We start from the raw sequence: 20,227 nt of genomic DNA, 5'->3' as shown, positions 1-20,227 counted from the left end.
TCATTTTGTTATTACTCTACATTCCACCCCCGGGATCAGTCCTCATCATAAGGATATTGTTTTTTTGCAATCCTTGCGACTCAAAATGTACATTTTTTATTTTATTATATTCATTTGTTAATCCTAAGTTTACGCTACTAATTAGAACTAAAAACGACATTATCAGAATAAAGATAACTTTTTTCATTTTTAAAATCCCTTTCCAATACTTTGAATACTTTTCTCTTTATATTCATTAAAGATTTGTTGCGCAAATCCTGCATAAAAAAAGTCATTTTTTGCCTTCATTGCATCAATAGCCTTTGAAATTTCATTTAAATCATTATTAGCCATCCCCCTATAGACACGCTGAATAGGACTTAAACACTTGTTTTTTTGTTCAAGATAATCTAGTAATTTATTAGCTTGGGCCTCCTCATTATCCTTGATGAAATACAAGCTTTTTTCTGCTATATCTAAGGTGTTCATATCGATTTTATCAATGTCTTTCCACTTTATTATTCTCAAGAAATTTAAAGTATTTAATGCAATTTTATATTTATGTTTTTCTCCTAGAGATGATAAAACATTACAGGCCTTTTCTAAATAATAAAATGCATCCTTTTCATTCGAGAATAAGTTACTCTCTCCCATTCTACTATCTATCACAGCTTGCATTACTGGAAAAAAACTCAAATCATCAAACTCCATTAAACCTTTATAAATCTTTTGAAAACCAACAATATCATTACCTCTTAATACTCCATAACCCCATATACTTTCTATCCAAAAATTATATAACTTCTTTAATTCTTTATTTTTCAATAATTTTAAATTTTTTTCTATCCTCTGCTTATACGTTTCCATTAAATCAACTTTTCCTGAATCACATAAAATTAACATACTTAAGATGTCACAAAACATACCAACTTGGAAATGTTTTTTATTGTTTAACGGTCTTGAACTTTCAATTTCTAAAAAGATTTCTTCCAATCCCTTAGATTCATTTAAGCGATATTTAAACAAACGAAAAATCTTAAAACATCTCTGCATTTCTAATTCACAATGCTTTTCACATAAATCAATTATGTAATTTAATAATTTGTCAAAACCATTTAAATGTGCAATTAGAAATGCTGTTTTCACATTTATGTTTTGTCTACTGTGTTTCTTTAAATGTTGAATAAGATCATCTTCTTGAATATTCCGATCTAAAGGAGACAATTTTACTGAAATTTTCATTAGTGAGTATATTGAAATATTTTGCCCTTTTGTATACCAATTTGAGAATGTAGTTTCTGGTATGCCTAATTCTTTTGCAACCAATTTATGTTCTAACTTAGAAGACTCTAGATACAAGTTCATTCTTTTATGTATATCAAACATAGAAATTCACCCTTTTAATCCTCTATTTTAATTTAACTATGTTTATTAATTTTATCATAAGGAGATTCAGGAATTTATGAAATAATTTTAACTGAATTTTCTGATTATTTAAAATAAAACTAATTACTTCACACTCATTATACAGAGTTCACATTTTTAGTGTTGATATTAATGCTTGTGACTTGTAAAATAGAAGAAGAATAGATTTTACTTAAAAAACAAATAAAAAAACCCCACTCAGTCTATATTCAATTGGTAACAGGCCGGCAAGCTAGCGCCAATTGAAATATCCCAGAAAGTAGAGGTTCTTTATATTACATATAAAATATTCGCTTTTATATAGAAATTATAACACAAAGCGATAATTATGTGAATAAGAACTGCTATTTTCCCAATATTTTTCTGAGAGTGTGTACTGGGGAAAAATAGGAGGTCTTTTTATGTTATTAACTAATTTTTTACTAAGTACAGCAAAACGAGAACTATCCCCTCGATTATATCGTATTCCTAAATGTAAGACGGGAGCTATCAATCAAGCAGTCAAAAGTGTAATCAAAGATATTGATAGTATTCTATTCGAATGTGAAGGTAAAACTACAAAAGAATACTTCGAGAAAACGCCACGCCGATATGAAGCACTTGAAACCGTGCTTTCCTACCTTGTTCAAGAGGGATTTTCTCAAGTTAGACAAGAGAAAATTAGCCAAAAATCGGGTATTTCTGTACCACTAATCAACTTTATTCTGAATTGGCTAGAAGATCTGGAAGTATGTCATCAAATTAAAACCAGACGTCACAATAAAATTGCGCCATCTATCTACATTTTAAGCCTACATAATAATTACTTGAAAATTATTGAATATTTTAAGCAAAAATGGGCATTAACAATCAATATTTTTTCTACATTTACAGAGTTTCTGTCCAAGAAAATTGGTAAGAAAAAACATAAGGATACAGATAAAAAAGAGGGTACTCCCGTTTCTACATGCCATGGATTCGATTTATTCACTCCTGTCGAACCTGTTGAAGTAGAAGCTGAAGAACAAAAAACGAATTCTGACAAAGATAAAAAATTAGAAGCTAGCTTACGAGATAAACTGGTGGCAAGATTAGAAGAAATGAATGACCACATGAGTGAAGCACAACAGAAACTTTATGTGTACATTCTAACCCAAGACACAAATATAACTGAAAAAGATGCTTATACAATCGCTTTACGTATGCCAGCAGATATAGATCGAGATACAAAAAAGATTTTCAAAGATTGTGTACAATGGTTTGAATATAACCAAGCAGATGTAAGTACCCCTGCACATTTCATAAAAATGTATACGAATAGTGTAAAAGAACTTAGAAAACGCCGTACTCGTGAAGCAAACGAATATTTCGCTACTACGACATTTGGAAAGCCTTATAAGAGTAAGATTTCATTTGATGTATTCCGGAAATGTCTAGATCCAAACTCTTAAAGCCTGTGCCTAACAACAAAATAAGAATACTGTAGCCTTGTTCAAAAAAATGACAGTGACAAGGCTTTTTGTCATGCAATCATGATTGTTATTTTTAGAATCTATTAATCTCATTATTTAGCTTTGAGGTGTTAGCACCGCTTTCAGCAAAAAAACATGTGAGATTTATCATAGAATGCCAGCTAACTTTCATCAGCAATTAAATAAGGAATTGAATAAGAAAAAATCTCTAAGACCTTGGGAGAGTAAGGATAAAAGCTCCAAAATAAATCCTAATGTATTTAATGTTTTTAATTCTTTTAAAACAAGATTTAATAAATAAGAGTATCCTATATTTCTAATTTACCTTTTAGTTTTTAAAATATTTACAACCATCTTAAAAAATCTTATATCTCAAAAAACGAACAATACTCACGCAATATGTGCAAATCATTCATCTAAACTAGAAACATACTAAAATCCGTATTTCAAACGTATTCAAACAAATATGAGATTTATATGCACAAATTAACCTTATGAATTACTGATGAATTAGGTATGAAACTGTGATGCTTGCGTTCATCGTCTGGTTCATCACTTACGATTGTCAAAAATCGTTGATATATAGGGAGGTTTCGGGATTCCCTATATCTTCGCTAAACCAGATGAAATCCTGAAGCTTTCCTTGTTCTGGTATCTTGATTCGAATGAATCAGATAGCAGGGCAAGGGAAAAGTTTTAAAAACTACATAATCGGTGCGGCGGGCATCGTTCACTTCACACAACAAGCTCGGCGTTCTCTCCTCCTTCGTTCGCCTTTAGCTCACTCCTCTCGCTTGCTGCGCGGCGCTCGGTGGCTCGGCTCCGCCGCCCCACACATCCCTAACCCCCAAAAAACCAGCCTTAACCCTCGGTCATCTCCTCTCCCCTGGTGTCAAAATAATCACAGGAACTCCTGTCATTTCTAGCCAGGCTCGATCTTCTTCGTATTGGCCCTGAACGAATCGTTAAGACTTTGCTACAAAATTAAGGAACAGCTGCTGTAACAAAAAAACAGGACCTAGAATCCCCTATTGCTTGTTTTTGTGGTTTTTTGATACAATTGCGGTACACAATTTTTAGGATAAAGGAGTATATAGCCATGACATGGAATTCCGCTGTTGATTTTTTTCTTGCTGATTTATTAAAACGTGGTCGTAAACCGTCCACCTTGAAGCAATACCGCTATGATCTGATCTTATTTGTTTCATGGATTCAAAAACGACTTCAATTGCCCCCAGAAGATGTTTTTCGCTCTTTTGATATAAATACATTGGAGCGCTACTTAAAATGGCTTAGAAAGGAACGTGAGGCTTCAATTTCTAATATGAAGCGTGTACGAGGCATTTTAATTAATTTTTTACAGTTTCATGGTGCCGCAGATCGTTTAAAAAGCGACGTTGCGCCTCCTGAGCTTACTTCTAAACACTTTGCATCCGATGAAGAGATAGAAAAGTTATTAGGCGTCATGCGCAGCTATAACGGATTGACGGAATACCAGGCGTCAGGAAGAAAGTTCATTATGAAACGTAATCTTTTATTGATTCATTTCATGTTACATTATGGGCTATCCATACAAGACATTATCACGCTCTCTATGCATGATGTTCACTTCGGAACAAATACCATCACGCCAGGAGGATTACATGCTTATAAACGCTCTATTACGCTATCCAAAGATGATGTAAAGCTTGCCCTATCCTATTACAAACTGATTCCAAGACTCATACGACCACGCCAGCAAACGGGAGATCCTTTCTTTGTTGCGTTCGATTTCGCTCCGCAAACGTTCCGCTGGGACTATGACAAAGATCAACCCGCTGCATTGACTAGAATCGCTGTCCAACGAATGCTACAAAAAGAAGTGAAACGCGCTGAAATTCGTGTAACCCCTACTATGTTGCGGAATCGATTCATTTTGAATTCTTTACAAAACGGTATGAAATCCATTGAAATTAAAGCGTATTTAGGCTTAAAAAGCGTTGAGGCGCTGCATAGATACATTCAGTTTTGGAATGAATTGCAAAGGAAAGATAACAGATTGAATATATAAAAGCCCTGGTATCTAAAACTGAAGTGACCCCCGAAAAGGGGACACCAATCAAAACACCTAAACCACTTGTTCCCTAAATTCTTTAGGGGATAGGTGGTTTAATTTTTCTTGAATTCGCACACAATTGTAGTAATGAATGTATTCTAGCACAATCTTTTGCACAGTTGTGTTGGATACTTTTGTTATCTCTTGTGAATAGAAGGCTTCACTTTTTAAATGACCAAAGAAGCTTTCCATGACGGCATTATCATGGCAATTTCCTCTCCGGGACATGCTGGTGATCATGCCGTTTTCTTTGGCATACGCTTGAAATTCTTTTGCTGTATAAATACTTCCTTGATCTGAGTGAAGAAGGACATCTTTTACTTTTCGCCCTCTCATTGCTTGTTTTAATGTCTTCATCGCTAATGTCAGTGTTTGTGATTCGCTGATGACACAACTAATAATTTCACGATTAAAGGCATCCATAATCGTTGATAAATACAAGGTACGCTCTCCAAATAAGAGATACGTCACATCCGTAAACCACTTTTCATTTGGTCTGGATGCATCGAATTGGCGCTCCAATCGATGAGGGGATACCATTGGCTCCGTACCATTGATATATTTCTTTTTCTTTCGACGTACTTTTGAAAGAATGTGATTTTGTCTCATGATTCGTAATACTTTTTTATGATTGACACACAGTCCCATTTTTCGAAGAGTAGCGGTCACTCTTCGATATCCATACCGGAATTTATGCCTAAGACAAACGTCCTTTACTTTCTCTTCTATACCATCTTTCAAATCTTCCGTTCGTTGTAACCAACGATAAAATGTGGAACGGGGTAATTCTAATACGTTACACAATTCTTTTACCGTTATTTTTGTTTTTACATTTTCCCATAAAGCAACTACAGTTTCTGGTTTCAGCCCCTTTCGATTTCCAGATACTTTCCCCATACAAGTAATTTTGTTTTTAGATGTTTATTTTCTAAACGTATCTGTTCTAATTCACTGAGCTCTTTTGGTCCTTTTCCATAAGAATATTGTTTTCCTACAGGTTGTTGAAAACGATACGTTTGATCTGTACGATACCATTTCATCCATGTCTTAATTTGGGAAACATTTTTAATTCCGAGTTTCTCCATAATTGTACGATTTGAGTAGCCGTCTTTCTTCATTTCAATCACTTTCCACTTTGTTTCTTCTGGGTAATGAACTCTTGTCTTCAAACGAAAAACACCTCCAATGAATTTGCATACTTAGTATGCGAATTCAGGAGGTGTTTTTTTCATGTACCACTATTCGGGTTCACTTCAGTATACCTAGGTTTTTTTGTGGAAAAAGGTAATGTTATTAATTTTGTGAATATACACGGAGGATGTAAGATAAAAATGTAATTTTTGTATATCTTTTTTTGCACAATGTTTGTAAAAGTTGTACCATTGTAGACAAGGCGACTAAGGTTGCTGTTCTTGTTTAATGAAAGGTGATTGCGAAGTTGAAAGATACATTTGTTGAAAAAGTAGATGACTTTGTAAAGCAGCATGATGTATTAAAGAATGATTCAACAATTGTTGTGGGAGTTTCTGGTGGTCCTGACTCGTTAGCGCTTTTATATTATTTATTAGAAAAAAGAGCGGAAAAACAGTTGAAAATTGTAGTTGCTCATGTGGATCATATGTTTAGAGGTGATGAATCTTATGAGGATTTACAATTTGTGCAGGGCCTTTGTGAAGAACTGGGAATTATTTGTGAAACGATAAGGATTAATGTATCACAATATCAACAGCAATACGGAATGAATGCACAGGTTGCTGCTAGAGAATGCAGATATGCATTTTTGGAAAGAATAATGAAGAAATATGATGCAAGATATGTTGCTCTTGGACATCATGGAGATGATCAAGTCGAGACAATTTTAATGCGTCTCGTAAGAGGGAGTACTCCGAAAGGATATGCAGGAATTGCAGTGAAGCGTCCTTTTCATAATGGATATTTAATTAGGCCGTTACTTGGCGTAACAAAGGAAGAAATTGTTGATTACTGTAATAAGCTAAATTTAATGCCACGTATAGATCCGAGTAATAAAAAGGAAGTATATACAAGAAATCGATTACGTAAATATGTTCTTCCTCATTTGAAAGAAGAAAATCCACAAGTGCATGAGAAATTCCAAAAATTTAGCGTGCAGATGCAAGAGGATGAGGCTTATTTGCAGGAATTAGCTTTTGAGAAAATGAATAAAGTAATTACAAAAAAAAGTGATAAACAAATTAGCTTATCAATTCCTGCCTTTGAATCCATGTCTATGCCTTTACAAAGAAGAGGGATTCAACTAATATTAAACTATCTTTATGAATATAAGATTCCATCTTCTCTTTCTTCCATACATATTGACAAGGTGATTGAGTTTTTTAAGCGGACACAACCTTCAGGTTCACTTGATTTTCCAGGTGATTTGAAAATTGTTCGTACATACGAGGAGTGTAGCTTTAGATTTAAACAAGAAATTGTTTCTCCTTTTTTACAAGATTTATCAGTACCCGGGACCATTACGCTATTGAACGGGGATGAATTTGTAACAGAGGTGAGCGAAGATATACCAAGTAACATGAATGAAACAGTATTTGTTGCTAAGTATAATGATATATCATATCCACTTCGTATTCGTTCTAGGGAAAATGGAGATCGCATGTCAATACAAGGTATGAATGGCACGAAAAAGATAAAAGCTATTTTTATCGAAGCAAAAGTACCGAAAGAAAAAAGAGAAGAATGGCCGGTCGTTTGTGATGCAAGTGGGACCATTATTTGGGTACCCTTGTTGAAGCGATCTGCATTTGCAATTTCGAAAGAGATGGCAAAGAAGGATAAATATATGATTATTCACTACAAAAGCAAGGAGTCTTCCGGGAGGATAATGAAATGATGAATCAAGATATCGAAAAAGTATTAATTTCTGAAGAGCAAATACAAGAAAAGGTGCGCGAACTAGGTGCAATTGTTGCAGAGGATTATAAAAACACAGTACCTCTTGCAATTGGTGTATTAAAAGGCGCAATGCCATTCATGGCAGATTTATTAAAGAGAACAGATACATATCTTGAAATGGATTTTATGGCTGTATCTAGTTACGGTCACTCTACAGTTTCAACAGGCGAAGTGAAAATTTTAAAAGATCTTGACACTTCTGTAGAAGGTCGCGATATTTTAATCGTCGAAGATATTATTGATAGTGGTCTTACACTAAGCTACTTAGTAGACTTATTCAAATATCGTAAAGCGAAGTCTGTAAAAATTGTTACATTATTAGATAAGCCAACAGGCCGTAAGGTTGATCTGAAAGCGGATTATGTTGGATTTACTGTTCCACATGAATTTGTAGTAGGATATGGATTAGATTATAAAGAGCAGTACCGTAATCTTCCTTATGTAGGCGTATTAAAACCAAGCGTTTACTCAAATTAATTAAATATAGGCTTCACAATTGTATAGGAAAGTTTTTCTATGTTACGATTTACTATAGTGTTTATGCCGTGAGAGGAGGTTAGGAATGAATCGTATCTTCCGTAATACCATCTTTTATTTACTGATATTCTTAGTAGTAATTGGAATCGTGAGCTATTTTAATGGTTCGACACAAAAAACGACATCAGTTAGCTACGACAAATTCATTACTAAACTAGAAAGCGGTGAAGTGCGTAATGTGCAACTTCAACCGAAAAATGGTGTATTTGAGGTAAAAGGACAATTTAATAACTCTAGCCAAGGAGAACAATTTGTTACTTATGCACCAAATACTGAGGAATTACAAAAGAAAATTAATGATAAAGCGAAAGGTGCCGAAGTTAAGTATCAACCAGCAGAAGAAACAAGTGCTTGGGTAACATTCTTTACTTCAATCATTCCATTTGTCATCATCTTCATTTTATTCTTCTTCTTATTAAACCAAGCTCAAGGCGGCGGTAGCCGTGTTATGAACTTCGGGAAAAGTAAGGCGAAGTTATATAATGATGAAAAGAAAAAAGTTCGTTTCAGAGATGTTGCTGGAGCGGATGAAGAGAAACAAGAACTTGTTGAGGTAGTTGAATTCTTGAAAGACCCTCGTAAGTTCTCTGAAGTTGGTGCTCGTATTCCAAAGGGTGTCTTATTAGTTGGACCTCCAGGTACAGGTAAAACTTTATTAGCGCGTGCTGTTGCAGGTGAGGCTGGCGTTCCATTCTTCTCTATCAGTGGTTCTGACTTCGTAGAGATGTTTGTCGGTGTCGGTGCATCACGTGTACGTGATTTATTTGAAAATGCAAAGAAAAATGCTCCTTGTATCATTTTCATTGATGAAATTGATGCAGTAGGTCGTCAACGTGGCGCAGGTCTTGGTGGTGGTCATGATGAGCGTGAGCAAACATTGAACCAATTACTTGTTGAAATGGATGGATTCGGTGCAAACGAAGGTATTATTATCGTTGCTGCGACAAACCGTCCAGACATTCTTGACCCAGCGTTATTACGTCCAGGTCGTTTTGACCGTCAAATTACAGTAGATCGTCCAGATGTAAATGGCCGTGAAGCTGTATTGAAAGTACATGCGCGTAATAAACCACTTGATGAGCATATTAATTTAAGAGCGATTGCGACTCGTACACCAGGATTCTCTGGTGCGGATCTTGAAAACTTATTAAACGAAGCTGCTTTAGTAGCTGCACGTCAAGATAAGAAGAAAATTGATATGAGTGATATCGATGAAGCGACGGATCGTGTTATTGCAGGTCCAGCTAAGAAAAGTCGTGTTATCTCTGAAAAAGAACGTAATATCGTTGCTTTCCATGAAGCAGGTCATACTGTAATTGGTGTTGTTCTCGATGAAGCTGATGTCGTTCATAAAGTAACAATTGTCCCTCGTGGTCAGGCTGGTGGATATGCGGTAATGCTTCCGAAAGAAGATCGTTACTTCATGACAAAGCCAGAGTTACTTGATAAAATCACTGGTTTACTTGGTGGCCGAGTAGCTGAGGAGATTGTATTTGGTGAAGTGAGTACAGGTGCTCATAATGACTTCCAACGTGCGACTGGTATTGCAAGACGCATGGTTACGGAATTTGGTATGAGTGACAAACTTGGACCGATGCAATTTGGTAGCTCGCAAGGTGGTCAAGTGTTCTTAGGAAGAGACTTCCACTCAGAACAAAACTATAGTGATGCGATTGCACATGAAATCGATATGGAAATGCAATCAATTATGAAAGAATGTTATGCTCGTGCAAAACAAATTCTTACTGAAAACCGTGATAAACTAGATATTATCGCGCAAACGTTACTTGAAGTAGAAACGTTAGATGCAGAGCAAATCAATCATTTATGTGATTACGGCAGATTACCAGAACGTCCAACATCTTCAGATGATGTGAAAGTAAACATCAACATGAAGAAAGACGATGAAGATAAAGAAGATAAGTAAGAAAAGAAGGAGTGACTATCGTCACTCCTTTTTTGTTTGTTAAAACCTTTGTTAATTACTATTGAGAACTTAGTGGATAAAGTAATTTAAGTAAAACTAGTATTAAAAATTGAAATAGAGAGCAATCTTTTTGTAAAATGATGAGGATAGGAAAGCTGATTATATAAGTATGTGTGATATGATGTTTTTATAAGTTTTATACATACTGCACAAATATAGATTAAATAAGATAAGTGGTGAGAATATGATTTTTGTATTGGATGTAGGGAACACAAATGCTGTACTAGGTGTGTTTGAAGAGGGGGAACTTCGTCAGCATTGGCGCATGGAAACAGATCGTCATAAGACAGAAGATGAATATGGAATGCTTGTAAAGCAATTGCTTGAGCATGAGGGTCTTTCGTTTGAAGATGTGAAAGGTATTATTGTGTCTTCAGTTGTACCACCAATTATGTTTGCTTTAGAGCGCATGTGTGAAAAATATTTTAAAATTAAACCGCTTGTAGTAGGGCCTGGGATAAAAACAGGACTAAATATTAAATATGAAAATCCGCGTGAAGTAGGCGCAGACCGAATTGTAAATGCAGTAGCAGGAATCCACTTATATGGAAGTCCGCTTATTATCGTTGATTTTGGTACGGCTACTACATATTGTTATATTAACGAAGAAAAGCATTATATGGGTGGAGTTATTACACCAGGAATTATGATTTCAGCAGAGGCTTTATATAGCAGAGCAGCAAAACTTCCTCGTATCGAAATTACAAAACCAAGCAGTGTTGTTGGGAAAAATACAGTAAGTGCGATGCAATCTGGTATTCTTTATGGTTATGTTGGACAAGTGGAAGGTATTGTTAAGCGTATGAAAGAAGAAGCTAGACAAGAACCTAAAGTTATTGCAACAGGTGGATTGGCAAAATTAATTTCCGAAGAATCGAATGTAATTGATATTGTAGATCCGTTTTTAACGTTAAAAGGTTTGTATATGTTATATGAACGTAATGCAAATTTACAGCATGAGAAAGGTGAATAAATACGTATGAAAGATTATTTAGTAAAAGCGTTAGCGTTTGATGGAGAAGTGCGTGCGTATAGTGTGCGTACAACAAATACAGTAAGTGAGGCGCAAAGACGTCATGATACATGGAGAACAGCTTCAGCGGCACTAGGGCGTTCTTTAACTGCGGGTACAATGATGGGTGCAATGTTAAAAGGTGAGCAAAAGTTAACAATTAAGGTAGAAGGTAACGGTCCAATTGGCCCTATCTTGGTAGATGCTCATGCAAATGGAGATGTACGTGGTTATGTAACGAATCCGCATGTTGATTTTGAAGGAACAGAACAAGGGAAGTTACGTGTATATCAAGCGGTAGGTACAGAGGGGTTTGTAACTGTAATTAAAGATATTGGAATGCGTGAGCCGTTTATTGGTCAATCTCCAATCGTTTCAGGAGAATTAGGAGAAGACTTTACGTATTATTTTGCAGTTTCTGAACAAACGCCTTCTTCTGTAGGTGTTGGTGTTCTTGTAAATGGAGATGATAGCATATTAGCGGCAGGTGGATTTATCCTTCAAATTATGCCGGGTGCGCAAGATGAAACGATTTCATTTATTGAAGACCGTTTACAAAAGATTCCGCCTGTATCAACGTTGATTGAACAAGGCCTTTCTCCGGAAGAGCTACTATATGCAGTTCTTGGAGAAGATAAAGTAAAAGTATTAGAAACAATGGATGTTCAATTTAATTGCACATGCTCACGCGAGCGTATTGAGAGTGTATTAATTAGTTTAGGTAAAACAGAGTTAGAGCAAGTTCGTGAAGAAGAGGAAGAGACGGAAGTTCACTGTCATTTCTGTAATGAACGATACAAGTTCTCTAAAGAAGATATTACAAATTTAATCGAGAATTTGTAATAAGGGAATTAAGAGGAGCAATCCTCCAAATGAATTGACAAACAGGGAATTTTCTGACAAAATCTAAATATAGATAAAACCAATAAAAATACTCGGTGTTAGGAGTGACAGGAATGCGAGTGGCACAATCAGTTTCAGAATTAATCGGGAAAACGCCGATCGTTAAGTTGAACCGCATCGTAGAATCAGACAGCGCAGATATATACTTAAAATTAGAATTTATGAATCCGGGGAGTAGCGTTAAAGATCGTATTGCATTAGCTATGATTGAAGATGCTGAAAAAAAGGGATTATTAAAAGAAGGCGATACAATCATTGAGCCGACAAGTGGTAACACAGGAATTGGTTTAGCGATGGTAGCGGCTGCTAAAGGATATAATGCAATCTTAGTAATGCCAGAAACAATGAGTATTGAGCGTCGTAATTTATTACGTGCTTACGGTGCGGAATTAGTATTGACTCCAGGGCCTGAAGGAATGGGTGGAGCAATTCGTAAAGCGACTGAATTAGCAAAAGAGCATGGCTACTTTATACCACAACAGTTCAAAAACCAATCGAATCCAGAAATTCACCGTTTAACAACGGGTCCAGAAATTATTGAACAAATGGGCGACCAATTAGATGCGTTTATTGCAGGTATTGGTACAGGTGGAACGATCACTGGTGCTGGTGAAGTACTGAAGGAAGCGTATAAGGATATTAAAATTTATGCGGTAGAACCTGCAGATTCACCAGTATTATCTGGTGGGAAACCAGGTCCACATAAAATCCAAGGAATTGGGGCGGGATTTGTTCCGGAGACGTTGGATGTAGAAGTATATGATGAAATTATTCAAGTGAAAACAGAGCAAGCATTTGAATATGCGAGAAGAGTGGCTAAAGAGGAAGGTATTTTAGTTGGTATCTCTTCAGGCGCGGTTATTTATGCAGCAACAGAAGTTGCGAAAAAGTTAGGTAAAGGGAAAAAGGTACTTGTTATTATCCCGAGTAATGGTGAACGTTATTTAAGTACACCACTTTATCAATTTGAATCATAATTAAATGCGATTGAAAAAGCATCCTTGAAAAAGGGTGCTTTTTCTTTTGGGATTGGAAATAGGAAAAGAGTGAATGACTAGAAAACTTCATGTAAAATAAGAGGTAGTATAATTAAATTATTTTCACTAGCCTTCGAGTATAATCAATCTCTATATAAATAACTTATGTAGTTTGAGCTGGTTTATCTAAGAGGGTGGGATAAAAGAAGACGGGGTGTTGATATGCAACGAAGAAAATCTTTAGCGCTTTCTATTCCATATCAGTTAGATTTCTTTAAGCAATATAAATTTCTTTCTCAGGGTAAATCGCAACATATTTTGTTAGAAAGTGGCCGTGGCGGTCGTTATAACATTGTAGGGCTGAACCCAGTAGCGGTAATCCAAGGGAAGGATGAAACGTTACATATAAGTGAAAGTGGTAAGGAAACAATAAAACGAGGGAATCCGTTAGATTTAATGCAAGAATATATGGAACAATGGAAGACGGACTATAACCCAGAGTATCCGCCTTTTCAAGGTGGTGCAATTGGCTATTTCAGTTATGACTGTATCCGTTATATTGAAAAGCTGCCTTCTCTCGCGGAAGATGATATTAATATACCTGACATCTTCTTTTTATTATTTGATGACGTATTTGTCTATGATCAAAAAGAACAAGTGTTATGGATTATTACGCATTATGTAGATAAATATGAAGAGGCAAAAGAACGGCTAAATGAGTGGAAGGGTCTTTGGATGACGGAAGCGCCTGAAGTGACAGTGCCCTTTGAAAGTCCTGAAAAGAAAAGTGAAGCGGTTGCTTTTACTGAAGCCAGCTTTATGAAGGCAGTTGAATGTATTCAAGAATATATTGGGGCGGGTGATGTGTTCCAAGTAAACTTGTCGACGAGACAAGAAAGAACGTTACAGACACACCCACTAGAAATTTATACAAGTCTTCGTGAAATTAATCCATCTCCATATATGGGTTACCTGGAGCTTGGGGATTTTCAAATTGTTAGTGGATCGCCAGAGTTGTTAATTAAGAAACAAGGAACTGAAGTAAGTACAAGACCAATTGCTGGAACGAGATCTAGAGGCGCGGATGAGCAAGAGGATGAAGAATTAGCAAGAGAATTAATTGAGAACGAAAAAGAAAGAGCAGAGCATGTAATGCTTGTGGATTTAGAAAGAAATGATTTAGGACGTGTTTGTAAATATGGCACTGTAGAAGTAGATGAATTTATGGTAATTGAGAAATACTCACATGTTATGCATATTGTTTCTAATGTGCGTGGTGAGGTGGAAGAAGATAAAGATGCTTTTGATTTAGTGAAGGCTGTATTCCCTGGGGGAACAATTACTGGTGCCCCGAAAATACGTACGATGGAAATTATTGAGGAATTAGAACCTGTTCGAAGAGGGATTTATACAGGTTCAATCGGTTGGATTGGTTATTCTGGAGATACAGAATTGAATATTGTAATTAGAACACTTCTTGCTAAAGATGGAAAAGCTCATGTACAAGCAGGGGCGGGAATTGTAATTGATTCAAATCCAGAAAATGAATATAAAGAGTCGTTAAAAAAGGCGATTGCTTTATGGCGTGCAAAAGAACGTAGCGAAGAAACGGTTAGGTGAGAGAAATGATATTAATGATTGATAATTATGATTCTTTTACATTTAATTTAGTGCAGTTTCTTGGAGAACTTGGACAAGAGCTCGTTGTTAAACGTAACGATGAAGTGACCATTTCAGATATTGAGAATATGAAACCAGATTTTCTAATGATTTCTCCAGGTCCATGTAGTCCTAATGAAGCGGGGATTAGTATGGAAGTTATTAAATACTTTGCTGGAAAGATTCCGATTTTTGGAGTTTGTCTTGGGCATCAATCCATTGCACAAGTGTTTGGTGGAGAGGTTGTCCGTGCAGAACGATTAATGCATGGGAAAACGTCGCTTATGCATCATGATGGAAAGACGATTTTTTCGGATATTCCTAATCCGTTTACTGCGACGCGCTATCATTCCCTTATTGTTAAGAAAGAAACGTTACCCGATTGCTTAGAGATAACATCTTGGACAGAGGAAGGAGAAATTATGGCACTTCGTCATAAGACATTGCCGATAGAGGGTGTGCAATTCCATCCGGAATCTATTATGACTTCTCATGGGAAAGAGTTGTTACAGAATTTCATTTGTAAATACAGGCCAAGTGCAACATTATGTTAATTTACGTAAATGGTCAGTATGTAGAAGCAAGTGAAGCGAAAATTTCTCCTTATGATCATGGTTATTTATATGGTCTTGGAGTTTTTGAAACGTTTCGTATTTATAATGGTCATCCTTTCTTATTGGATGATCATTATGATCGTTTAATAGAAGCGCTGGATACATTGCAAATTAAATGGACAATGACAAAAAATGATGTGATGCTTATTTTAAAAAAATTACTCGCTAAGAATGAATTGGAGCATGCATATATACGTTTTAATGTATCAGCGGGTATAGATGAAATAGGATTACAAACGGAAATGTATGAAGAGCCTTCGGTTATTGTTTTTATAAAACCTTTAACAGCGCCGGGGGATGTAGCGGAAAAAGAAGGTGTTATTCTAAAACAAGTGCGAAATACACCGGAAGGAACATTTCGCCTGAAGTCTCATCACTATTTAAATAATATTTTAGGGAAGCGTGAAATTGGAAATGTTGTGAGTAAGGAAGGTATTTTCCTTACTGAAGCAGGTTATGTTGCAGAGGGTATTGTTTCGAATCTATTTTTTGTGAAAGGTGATGTTTTATATACGCCTTCGTTAGAGACAGGGATTTTAAATGGTATCACTCGTGCGTTTATTATAAAGAGTGCTGAACAATTAAATATAGAAGTAAAGGAAGGTTTCTTTACAAAAGATGAGCTACTTTCAGCGGATGAAGTCTTCGTAACAAACTCCATTCAAGAAATTGTTCCGCTTTATCGTATAGAAGCGCAGGATTTCCCGGGTAAAGTAGGAGTGGTTACAAAAAGTTTAATGTACCTTTATGGAATGCAAAGAGAGAAATTATGGAGCAGAAATGAATTACGAAGAGGAGATGCGTAGTTTGAAGTGGGATTATGATTTACGCTGCGGCGAATATACATTGAATTTAAATGAAAAAACATTAATCATGGGAATTTTAAATGTAACACCAGATTCGTTTTCTGATGGTGGGAGTTACAACGAGGTAGATGCTGCGGTACGTCACGCAAAAGAAATGCAAGGTGAAGGTGCTCATATTATTGATATTGGTGGCGAATCTACTCGCCCAGGTTTTGCTAAAGTATCAGTAGAAGAAGAAATAAAGCGAGTTGTCCCGATGATTCAAGCAGTTTCAAAAGAAGTAAAATTGCCTATATCTATCGATACATATAAAGCTGAAGTTGCAAAGCAAGCAATTGAGGCTGGTGCTCATATTATTAATGATATTTGGGGAGCGAAGGCGGAACCAAAAATTGCTGAAGTCGCAGCTCATTATGATGTACCCATCATTTTAATGCATAACCGCGATAATATGAATTATCGTAATTTAATGGCGGATATGATTGCTGATTTGTATGACAGTATTAAAATTGTTAAAAATGCTGGTGTGCGAGATGAGAATATTATTTTAGATCCAGGTATCGGTTTTGCTAAAACACCTGAGCAGAACTTAGAGGCGATGCGTAATTTAGAACAGTTAAATGTGCTAGGTTATCCGGTTCTCTTAGGTACTTCGAGAAAGTCCTTTATTGGGCACGTATTAGATTTGCCAGTAGAGGAACGCCTTGAGGGAACGGGAGCTACTGTTTGTCTTGGTATTGAAAAGGGCTGTGAGTTTGTTCGTGTCCATGATGTGAAAGAAATGGCGCGTATGGCTAAAATGATGGATGCAATGATTGGTAAGGGGGTAAGGTAATTGGATAAAATTTATATCCATGATATGGAGTTTTATGGTTATCATGGTGTGTTCCCAGAGGAGAATAAATTAGGTCAGAGATTTAAAGTTGACTTAACGGTGGAGTTGGATTTAAAGTGTGCAGGGGAAAGTGATGACTTAAAGCATTCGGTCAATTATGGAGAGCTTTTCGAATTATGTAGAAAAGTTGTTGAGGATAGAAAGTATAAGCTTGTGGAGAGTATCGCTGAAAATATTGCTGCAGATATATTAAAACAATATGAAAGTATTTCGCGCTGTACAATTAAGGTAATTAAGCCGGATCCACCGATACCGGGTCATTATCGTGCTGTAGCAGTAGAAATTACGAGAGGACGTCCATGAACAATATAGCTTACATTGCATTAGGGTCAAATATTGGAGAGCGTTATACGTATCTAACTGAAGCGATTCAGTTTTTAAATAAAAATCCTTATATTCAGGTTGATGATATTTCATCTGTATATGAAACTGAGCCAGTTGGCTATACTGACCAAAGTTGCTTTTTAAATTTAGTTATAAAAATTTCTACCAATTTATCACCACAAGAATTATTGAAAGTAACACAAAAAGTAGAAAATGACCTAGGAAGAAAAAGGGAAATTAGGTGGGGGCCGAGGACTATCGACCTTGACATTTTACTTTATAATCAAGAGAATATTGAAGCAGAGAATCTTATTGTTCCGCATCCGCGGATGTTTGAAAGAGCTTTTGTTATCGTTCCGTTGTTAGAGATTAATCAAGACATAAAACAAAACATTTCACGTTCACAAGTAGAAGAAATGAAAAGGCGAGAGGGAGTAACGGTATGGAAGCAGAAAAATGGGGAAGACGCATTCGTGCTTTTCGAAAGCTAAAAGGCTATACACAAGAAGGTTTTGCTAAAGAACTAGGGGTATCTGTATCTGTTTTAGGTGAGGTTGAGAGAGGGAATAGATCGCCTTCTCAAGATTTTGTAGTAGAAGTTGCCAAGGCATTAAATGTTTCAATAGAGGAATTAATGCCAAAGTGATTGTACAGGAAGGAGTAGATTGATTGTTAAAGATTGCAAATATCGAGATGAAAAATCCGGTTGTACTAGCACCGATGGCGGGAGTGTGTAACTCTGCATTCCGTTTAACAGTAAAAGAATTTGGTGCCGGCTTAGTTTGTGCTGAAATGGTAAGTGATAAGGCAATATTGCTTAATAATAAAAGAACATTAGATATGTTATATATCGACGAGAGAGAAAAGCCATTAAGTTTACAAATTTTTGGTGGAGAGAAAGAAACTCTTGTAGATGCTGCAAAATATGTAGATAAATATACGACAGCAGACATAATTGATATTAATATGGGTTGTCCAGTGCCGAAAATCGTTAAATGTGATGCGGGGGCAAGGTGGCTTTTAGACCCGAATAAAATATATGAAATGGTAGCAGCGGTTGTAGATGCTGTTGAAAAGCCGGTTACAGTTAAAATGCGTATCGGTTGGGATGAAGAACATATTTTCGCAATAGAAAATGCTAGGGCTGTTGAGCGTGCTGGTGGCCAAGCTGTGGCGGTTCACGGACGTACACGAGTGCAAATGTATGAAGGAAAAGCGGATTGGGATATTATTAAACAAGTAAAACAATCTGTAAATATCCCGGTTATCGGAAATGGTGATGTCGCAACGCCGCAAGATGCAAAGCGTATGCTTGATGAAATTGGTGTAGATGGTGTTATGATTGGTCGTGCTGCTCTTGGAGATCCGTGGATGATTTATCGTACGGTAAAGTATTTGGAGACGGGTGAATTAATGCCGGAACCAACAGTGCGCGAGAAAATTGATGTATGTATGTTGCATCTAGATCGTCTTATCGACTTAAAGAATGAAAGTGTCGCTGTAAGAGAGATGAGAAAGCATGCAGCTTGGTATTTAAAAGGTGTTCGTGGTAATGCGAGTGTACGTAATGGTATTAATGCTTGTAACACACGGGAAGACCTTGCGAATGTGTTAGGTACATTTGTAGAAGAAGTGGAAGCGAAACAACAAACAATTTACGTTGGTTAATAATGGACATAGGAGATTGACATTCTTCTATACACTTCCTATAATTACGTGAAAGAAAGAAGAGCTGCCAGTTAGTTGCTGGCAGTTTTTCTAGTTGAGTAGAAAATGCTATACTGTATATATTGTAAAATTAAATAGAGCTGGAGTGATATCAATATCATGGATAACATGAACCACGAAGAATTAAACGACCAATTGATTGTTCGTCGTGAAAAGCTACATAATTTACGTGAACAAGGAATTGACCCGTTCGGTAAAAGATTTGAACGCACAAATTCAACAACTGACTTAGTGAGTCTATATGGAGAGTTCTCTAAGGAAGAATTAGAGGAGAAGGAAATCGCTGTTTCTATCGCTGGTCGTATTATGACAAAACGCGGAAAAGGGAAAGCTGGATTTGCACACGTTCAAGATTTACATGGACAAGTTCAAATTTATGTTCGTAAAGATGCTGTTGGAGATGACGAGTACGAATTATTTAAAACAGCAGATTTAGGTGATTTAGTAGGTATTGAAGGTAAAGTGTTCAAAACAAACGTTGGAGAACTTTCAGTAAAAGCAACAGGCTTTACGCTATTAACGAAATCTCTTCGTCCATTACCAGATAAATACCATGGATTAAAAGATGTTGAACAACGCTACCGTCAACGTTACTTAGACTTGATTACAAGTATGGAAAGTCGTGAAACGTTCGTTACTCGTAGTAAAATCATTCGTGAGATGAGAAGATACCTAGATGACAACGGTTATCTTGAAGTGGAAACACCTATGATGCATGCAATTGCAGGTGGAGCTTCTGCGCGTCCTTTCACTACACACCATAATGCGTTAGATATGGAATTATATATGCGTATCGCAATTGAGCTACATTTAAAGCGTCTTATTGTGGGTGGTTTAGAAAAAGTATATGAGATCGGCCGTGTATTCCGTAATGAGGGTGTATCAACTCGTCATAACCCTGAGT

At 36.3% G+C, this 20,227-nt stretch carries 19 protein-coding genes (1 of these 19 running past the window's edge); 17 read left to right on the top strand and 2 right to left on the bottom strand.

Annotation, left to right across the window (positions count from 1 at the left end; genetic code table 11):
* Window positions 1-189: 189 nt before the first annotated feature.
* A complete protein-coding gene (locus tag F3I02_RS23225; RefSeq protein WP_196477470.1) occupies window positions 190-1,365 on the bottom strand; it encodes an AimR family lysis-lysogeny pheromone receptor in 1,176 nt (391 codons plus the stop codon).
* A 440-nt stretch (window positions 1,366-1,805) separates the two neighbouring features.
* Between F3I02_RS23225 and F3I02_RS23220 the strand changes: the two genes are divergently transcribed.
* Window positions 1,806-2,834: a Replicase RepFR55 gene (locus F3I02_RS23220; protein WP_196477469.1), complete on the top strand. Its 1,029-nt coding sequence runs from the start codon at window positions 1,806-1,808 to the stop codon at window positions 2,832-2,834.
* Between the two features lie 1,120 nt (window positions 2,835-3,954).
* On the top strand, window positions 3,955-4,905 hold the full coding sequence (locus F3I02_RS23215) for a tyrosine-type recombinase/integrase (protein WP_196477468.1): 951 nt from the start codon (window positions 3,955-3,957) through the stop codon (window positions 4,903-4,905).
* 57 nt (window positions 4,906-4,962) lie between these two features.
* Here F3I02_RS23215 and F3I02_RS23210 read toward each other — a convergent pair.
* Window positions 4,963-6,119 (bottom strand): IS3 family transposase gene (locus F3I02_RS23210; protein WP_196477871.1). Its coding sequence is split into 2 segments (ribosomal slippage): window positions 4,963-5,867 and window positions 5,867-6,119, totalling 1,158 coding nucleotides; the frame shifts between segments, so codons are not numbered across the junction.
* A 269-nt stretch (window positions 6,120-6,388) separates the two neighbouring features.
* Between F3I02_RS23210 and tilS the strand changes: the two genes are divergently transcribed.
* The 15 genes from tilS to lysS form a co-directional block, all read left to right on the top strand.
* Entirely contained in the window at window positions 6,389-7,819 is a 1,431-nt protein-coding gene (gene tilS, locus F3I02_RS23205) for a tRNA lysidine(34) synthetase TilS (protein ID WP_000655468.1), read from the top strand.
* Window positions 7,816-8,358, top strand: a complete 543-nt coding sequence (gene hpt / locus F3I02_RS23200) for a hypoxanthine phosphoribosyltransferase (RefSeq protein WP_000981844.1) — start codon at window positions 7,816-7,818, stop codon at window positions 8,356-8,358. The genes tilS and hpt overlap by 4 nt, the downstream gene beginning before the upstream one ends.
* An 85-nt stretch (window positions 8,359-8,443) precedes the next feature.
* A complete protein-coding gene (ftsH, locus tag F3I02_RS23195) occupies window positions 8,444-10,345 on the top strand; it encodes an ATP-dependent zinc metalloprotease FtsH (protein WP_001079674.1) in 1,902 nt (633 codons plus the stop codon).
* A gap of 244 nt (window positions 10,346-10,589) precedes the next feature.
* Window positions 10,590-11,378, top strand: a complete 789-nt coding sequence (locus tag F3I02_RS23190; protein WP_000578368.1) for a type III pantothenate kinase — start codon at window positions 10,590-10,592, stop codon at window positions 11,376-11,378.
* Window positions 11,379-11,384: 6 nt separating this feature from the next.
* Complete coding sequence (gene hslO, locus F3I02_RS23185; protein WP_000656372.1) at window positions 11,385-12,260, top strand: redox-regulated molecular chaperone HslO; 876 nt, start codon at window positions 11,385-11,387, stop codon at window positions 12,258-12,260.
* 113 nt (window positions 12,261-12,373) lie between these two features.
* On the top strand, window positions 12,374-13,297 hold the full coding sequence (cysK, locus tag F3I02_RS23180; protein ID WP_001261712.1) for a cysteine synthase A: 924 nt from the start codon (window positions 12,374-12,376) through the stop codon (window positions 13,295-13,297).
* Window positions 13,298-13,519: 222 nt separating this feature from the next.
* The gene (gene pabB, locus F3I02_RS23175; RefSeq protein ID WP_001189714.1) at window positions 13,520-14,917 is read left to right on the top strand and encodes an aminodeoxychorismate synthase component I; all 1,398 of its coding nucleotides are present in this window, start codon (window positions 13,520-13,522) and stop codon (window positions 14,915-14,917) included.
* Window positions 14,918-14,922: 5 nt separating this feature from the next.
* The gene (gene pabA / locus F3I02_RS23170; protein WP_000602295.1) at window positions 14,923-15,510 is read left to right on the top strand and encodes an aminodeoxychorismate/anthranilate synthase component II; all 588 of its coding nucleotides are present in this window, start codon (window positions 14,923-14,925) and stop codon (window positions 15,508-15,510) included.
* Entirely contained in the window at window positions 15,504-16,376 is an 873-nt protein-coding gene (gene pabC, locus F3I02_RS23165; RefSeq protein WP_196478480.1) for an aminodeoxychorismate lyase, read from the top strand. Before pabA ends, pabC begins: the two co-directional genes overlap by 7 nt.
* Window positions 16,351-17,211, top strand: coding sequence for a dihydropteroate synthase (gene folP / locus F3I02_RS23160; RefSeq protein WP_002164271.1), 861 nt, complete (start codon window positions 16,351-16,353; stop codon window positions 17,209-17,211). The genes pabC and folP overlap by 26 nt, the downstream gene beginning before the upstream one ends.
* The gene (folB, locus tag F3I02_RS23155) at window positions 17,212-17,574 is read left to right on the top strand and encodes a dihydroneopterin aldolase (RefSeq protein WP_196478479.1); all 363 of its coding nucleotides are present in this window, start codon (window positions 17,212-17,214) and stop codon (window positions 17,572-17,574) included.
* Window positions 17,571-18,086 (top strand): 2-amino-4-hydroxy-6-hydroxymethyldihydropteridine diphosphokinase, encoded by a 516-nt coding sequence (gene folK / locus F3I02_RS23150; protein WP_001059450.1) that lies wholly within the window; start codon window positions 17,571-17,573, stop codon window positions 18,084-18,086. Before folB ends, folK begins: the two co-directional genes overlap by 4 nt.
* Window positions 18,038-18,241: a helix-turn-helix domain-containing protein gene (locus F3I02_RS23145; protein WP_000387031.1), complete on the top strand. Its 204-nt coding sequence runs from the start codon at window positions 18,038-18,040 to the stop codon at window positions 18,239-18,241. Before folK ends, F3I02_RS23145 begins: the two co-directional genes overlap by 49 nt.
* Before the next feature lie 23 nt (window positions 18,242-18,264).
* Entirely contained in the window at window positions 18,265-19,263 is a 999-nt protein-coding gene (gene dusB / locus F3I02_RS23140; protein WP_000912251.1) for a tRNA dihydrouridine synthase DusB, read from the top strand.
* Window positions 19,264-19,422: 159 nt separating this feature from the next.
* Window positions 19,423-20,227, top strand: the 5' portion of a protein-coding gene (gene lysS / locus F3I02_RS23135) for a lysine--tRNA ligase (RefSeq protein WP_000369668.1). It continues 695 nt past the right edge of the window; 805 of the gene's 1,500 nt are visible here — the first part of the coding sequence; it begins with the start codon at window positions 19,423-19,425; its stop codon lies beyond the right edge, outside the window.

This window comes from Bacillus sp. SRB3LM, from assembly GCF_015712745.1.
Lineage (GTDB): Bacteria > Bacillota > Bacilli > Bacillales > Bacillaceae_G > Bacillus_A > Bacillus_A thuringiensis_K.
Note: the sequence above shows the minus strand (reverse complement) of the source record. Positions and strands in the feature narration are given on the sequence as shown.

Excerpts from the sequence above, each read along its gene's own strand:
- F3I02_RS23225 (WP_196477470.1), bottom strand. The coding sequence starts at position 1,365 with ATGTTTGATATACATAAAAGAATGAACTTGTATCTAGAGTCTTCTAAG.
- F3I02_RS23220 (WP_196477469.1), top strand. The coding sequence starts at position 1,806 with ATGTTATTAACTAATTTTTTACTAAGTACAGCAAAACGAGAACTATCC.
- F3I02_RS23215 (WP_196477468.1), top strand. The coding sequence starts at position 3,955 with ATGACATGGAATTCCGCTGTTGATTTTTTTCTTGCTGATTTATTAAAA.
- hpt (WP_000981844.1), top strand. The coding sequence starts at position 7,816 with ATGATGAATCAAGATATCGAAAAAGTATTAATTTCTGAAGAGCAAATA.
- ftsH (WP_001079674.1), top strand. The coding sequence starts at position 8,444 with ATGAATCGTATCTTCCGTAATACCATCTTTTATTTACTGATATTCTTA.
- F3I02_RS23190 (WP_000578368.1), top strand. The coding sequence starts at position 10,590 with ATGATTTTTGTATTGGATGTAGGGAACACAAATGCTGTACTAGGTGTG.
- hslO (WP_000656372.1), top strand. The coding sequence starts at position 11,385 with ATGAAAGATTATTTAGTAAAAGCGTTAGCGTTTGATGGAGAAGTGCGT.
- cysK (WP_001261712.1), top strand. The coding sequence starts at position 12,374 with ATGCGAGTGGCACAATCAGTTTCAGAATTAATCGGGAAAACGCCGATC.
- pabB (WP_001189714.1), top strand. The coding sequence starts at position 13,520 with ATGCAACGAAGAAAATCTTTAGCGCTTTCTATTCCATATCAGTTAGAT.
- pabA (WP_000602295.1), top strand. The coding sequence starts at position 14,923 with ATGATATTAATGATTGATAATTATGATTCTTTTACATTTAATTTAGTG.
- pabC (WP_196478480.1), top strand. The coding sequence starts at position 15,504 with ATGTTAATTTACGTAAATGGTCAGTATGTAGAAGCAAGTGAAGCGAAA.
- folP (WP_002164271.1), top strand. The coding sequence starts at position 16,351 with ATGAATTACGAAGAGGAGATGCGTAGTTTGAAGTGGGATTATGATTTA.
- folK (WP_001059450.1), top strand. The coding sequence starts at position 17,571 with ATGAACAATATAGCTTACATTGCATTAGGGTCAAATATTGGAGAGCGT.
- F3I02_RS23145 (WP_000387031.1), top strand. The coding sequence starts at position 18,038 with ATGGAAGCAGAAAAATGGGGAAGACGCATTCGTGCTTTTCGAAAGCTA.